The following is a 3,153-nucleotide window of genomic DNA, read 5'->3' on the forward strand; positions in this document are numbered from 1 at the left end:
CCCCTCCTGCTCTCACCTGCTTGCGGCACGTGGAGACGTAGGACTTGGTTGAAGCGGCCACGATCCGGGGTCGCTCCGCGCTTCGCGCGTCGCGCCGCTAAGGATATGCACCGTTTACCTGGGTGCGCGGTTCGACGATTGCCTGTTATTCGAAAAAATGGAATCGGTTGGTTGAGAAGGCGAGCGTCACGGCAAAACCCTCGCCCTGGGCCGAGGCCGCCTCGATGCCAACGCCCATCTTGTCGCACAGGCGCTTTACAAGGTAGAGGCCTATGCCGGTCGAGCGCTTGCCCGTGCGGCCCGCCTCGCCGGTGAATCCTTTTTCAAACACGCGGGGAAGATCGGCGGCGCTGACACCGCACCCGTTATCGCGGATAGTGAGCTCGACGCGCTCGGTAGCTCGGCCCTCATCGCGCAGGCGCGCTGAAAACTCCACGAAGGCGTTGTCCTCGCGAGCGTATTTCACGCTGTTCTGAATGATCTGGCCCAAAATGAAGTGAATCCATTTTTCGTCGGTGAACACCTGGAAATCAAGGTCGCGGCGAAGAGGCGCCACGTGGCCCGAGATAAGGACGCGGGAGTTGGCCCGTATGGCGCCGGAAACCAGGTCTTTGAGGCTGTATTCGCGTATAAGGTAATCGCGCTCCACCGCTTCGGATCGAGCGTAGAACAGCGCCTGCTCCACGTAGCCCTCCATGCGATCGAGCTCTTCATCGAGGGAACGAACGCGGGCAAGCAGGAGCTCTTCATTCAGCGGCTCCTCCCCCACCGCCGACAGCTCGTCCTCGATGTTCTCGAGCATGAGGTGGGCCGCCGCAAGCGGAGACTTGGCTTCGTGTACCCAGGTCTCCACGTACTCGCGGTAATCGATGGTCTGCCGGCGGAACGACGCCACCTCGTCGTTCGCCGCCTTCGAAACGGCGCGCAACGCGTCGTAGGCCAGCGAGCCCTCTATGAAATCCGGGCGGTCCATGAGTTCGTTGGCATACAGCGGGGGCTCGCTTCCCGACGCCATGCGGGTGAGCTGCCCCAGAAACGGGCGCTTCCGCAGGTAATCGACGATCGGAACGAGCACCGTCGCCCCCACCATCATGCATCCCACCAACATGAGCATCGATGGGCGCGTGCCGGCAACCGCGAGCACCATGCACACCATCATATCGAGTGCTGTAAAGATCGCGATACCGACCCACGATGAACGCAGGTAGCTTCCAAAAGACACCGCGCGCCCCCTCTACACCGAATAGCCGCGACCGCGATGCGTGGTGAGATACCCCGTCACACCGATCTTCTCGAGCGTCGCGCGCAGGCGGTTGATATTCACGGTGAGCGTGTTGTCGTCCACGAACGCGTCGGAGTCCCACAGGTCGCGCATGATGGCGTCGCGCGAGACGATCGTGCCTGCCTTGGACATGAGCAGCGACAAGATGCGCATCTCGTTTTTGGTGAGCTCCACCTGCTTGCCGTTGGCGCAAGCAAGCGAGCGCGCGGGATCGAGCTCCAAGCCGTTATGCCTGAGCAGCGACGATTCGGCCGCACCCACGCGGCGCAACAACGCCGTGATGCGAGCGATGAGAACGCGCGAGCTGTATGGCTTGGGAACGAAGTCGTCGGCGCCCATGGTCATGGACATGACCTCGTCGATCTCGGTCACGCGCGAGGTGAGCACCACGATGGGCACCTGCGATACCTCGCGCAGCTCGCGACAGATAAACTGCCCGTCGGTGCCGGGCAGGGTAAGGTCGAGCAGGACCAGGTCGGGATCGGCTGCCAGCACGTCGGCCACCACGCGGTCGAACGAAAGGCAGCATGCCGTCTCGAAGCCGTTGCGCTCAAGCACCTCGAGCAGCTCGTTGCGAATCGCGGCATCGTCTTCGACTACGAAAATCTGCGCCATGGCAACCGCCCTTCCCGTCGAATGCGGGCGCGCGCCCGCAGCCTTGTGCGCGCCCGTCGGCACGCGTCGCCCTCCATCACCAGTATGCCGCCGCGGACCAATGACCGGGCCAGGAAACCGCCATCGTTACAGCAATGTAAGAGTCGAGCCGCCCGTCGACGCGGCGGAACGCAGGGCGTCGACCGCATGATGGAGAAGGCCGAGCTGACCGGCGCGCGCACGATGGAGGCGCGACAACCTTAGAATAGCTTGGCCACGCCATCGTGCAGGAAGCGGGCGAAATCCGCGCCCGCCGAAACCTGGGCGGCGGCGTCCAGATCGCTTGCAACGACCACGCCGTGCTCGTCCGAGACGAGCAACACGACCGGGGCAGCCGAAACCACGTCGAGCGATGCGCGCTCGACCTGCATGCCGCGCGTCGCCGCCAGCTGCTCCACCAGGGTGAGCGCGCCGCAGCCGTGCTCGCCCGCGGCCACAAACAGGCGCTCGCCATCGGCGGCGCACAGCACCTCGGGCGCCACGCCCGTCTCGCCCTCTTCGACCTGCGACAGGCGGGCGCGCTCAGCCAGCGATGCGCGGTCGGTTGCGGCCAAGGGCTCGTACTCGCCCACCGACATGGCCGCATTACCGTTCACGTCGATCACCAACATGAGCACGCCGTCACGCTGGGTATACGACCCCTCGGTGAGCGACCATTCCACGTGCTGCTTCGCCCACGACAACATATTATGGGTGAGCGGCTCGCCCTGCACCACGCGCTGCGACAGTGCGCGAATATGGCGGTTGAGCAGCGGAACGCGCTTGTTATGCATACGCCAGCGGCACACGAGCGCGGGTGCATTGAGGTCGAAGGGCTCCAGCCCCCGCTCCTGATTAGCGCAAAACTCCTCGTAGGCGCGCTGCTCCTCGGGGTCGTCGAACAGCCCCGTCAAACCCTCGTCCGCCATACCGGCACCTCCTGCAACAAAAAGCCCTCGCCCCGCGAGAGCACGTAGCTACATATATCTTCTTGTTATACCCCATAGCACCACGGGCCATGTGCGGCAAAAGGATGGCTCCGGCACCGTAGACGACGCGGGGGTCGACGCATCATCGAGCCACATCCCCCTTTTTGATCTTGTGCGTATGCCAGCTTGTCCGTACGTATGGAAATGGACCGTCACAACGTCGCTTAGCGGGCCGAAGGCATACGCGAGAGCGGGGCGGGCGACCGAAGGCATACGCGAGAGCGGGGCGGGCGACCGAAGGCATACGCG

General features: G+C 64.0%; 3 protein-coding genes. All 3 read right to left on the minus strand.

Annotated elements, in window-relative coordinates; genetic code table 11:
* Window positions 1-145: 145 nt before the first annotated feature.
* The 3 genes from I2E26_RS08855 to I2E26_RS08865 all read right to left on the minus strand — a co-directional run bounded on the left by I2E26_RS08855 (window position 146) and on the right by I2E26_RS08865 (window position 2,844).
* Window positions 146-1,222, minus strand: coding sequence for a sensor histidine kinase (locus I2E26_RS08855; protein ID WP_370551481.1), 1,077 nt, complete (start codon window positions 1,220-1,222; stop codon window positions 146-148).
* Window positions 1,223-1,234: 12 nt separating this feature from the next.
* Window positions 1,235-1,897 carry a response regulator transcription factor gene (locus I2E26_RS08860; RefSeq protein ID WP_147588455.1) on the minus strand — a complete coding sequence of 221 codons (663 nt, stop codon included), beginning with the start codon at window positions 1,895-1,897 and terminating at the stop codon, window positions 1,235-1,237.
* Between the two features lie 239 nt (window positions 1,898-2,136).
* A complete protein-coding gene (locus I2E26_RS08865; protein ID WP_195420439.1) occupies window positions 2,137-2,844 on the minus strand; it encodes a hypothetical protein in 708 nt (235 codons plus the stop codon).
* Between the last annotated feature and the right edge of the window lie 309 nt (window positions 2,845-3,153).

Source organism: Collinsella sp. D33t1_170424_A12, from assembly GCF_015554865.1.
Lineage (GTDB): Bacteria > Actinomycetota > Coriobacteriia > Coriobacteriales > Coriobacteriaceae > Collinsella.